The organism is Actinoplanes utahensis (assembly GCF_016862455.1).
Taxonomy (GTDB): domain Bacteria; phylum Actinomycetota; class Actinomycetes; order Mycobacteriales; family Micromonosporaceae; genus Actinoplanes; species Actinoplanes utahensis.
Map to the genome: position 1 here is coordinate 1 of NZ_BOMZ01000158.1, position 626 is coordinate 626.

The 626-nt window shown below is 69.6% G+C and carries 1 protein-coding gene; it reads left to right on the forward strand.

Annotated elements, in window-relative coordinates; all coding sequences use genetic code 11:
- Positions 1-626, forward strand: a 626-nt coding sequence (locus Aut01nite_RS43100) for a SigB/SigF/SigG family RNA polymerase sigma factor (RefSeq protein WP_204037975.1), incomplete at both ends; no start/stop codon positions are given.

The following is a 626-nucleotide window of genomic DNA, read 5'->3' on the forward strand; positions in this document are numbered from 1 at the left end:
TGGCTGCCTCTCGCCCGCCACCTCGCCCACCGTTACTCCGGCCGCGGCGAGCCCACCGACGACCTCATCCAGACCGCCACCGTCGGCCTCATCAAGGCCGTCGACAAGTTCGACCCCGAACGCGGCGTCGACTTCGCCGGCTACGCCATCCCCACCATCATCGGCGAGATCAAACGGCACTTCCGCGACCGCACCTGGTCCGTCCGCGTGCCCCGCCGCCTGCAGGAACTGCGCCTGGCCATCACCGAGGCCAACGCCACCCTCACCCACTCCCTCGGCCGCTCGCCCCAGGTCACCGACATCGCCACCCACCTCGGCATCACCGAGGAAGAGGTCCTCGAAGGCCTCGAAGGCGCCCGCGCCTACAACGCGACCTCCCTGTCCACCCCGATCAGCGCCGACGGCACCACCGAACTCGGCGACACCCTCGGCGGCGAGGACCACGGATACGAGATCGCCGAGACCCGCGTCGCCCTCGGCCCCGCCCTCGCCACCCTCGACGAGCGCGAGCAGAAGATCCTGACCCTGCGCTTCTACGGCAACCTCACCCAGAGCCAGATCGCCGACCAGATCGGCATCTCCCAGATGCACGTCTCCCGCCTGCTCACCAAGGCGCTGACCAAGCT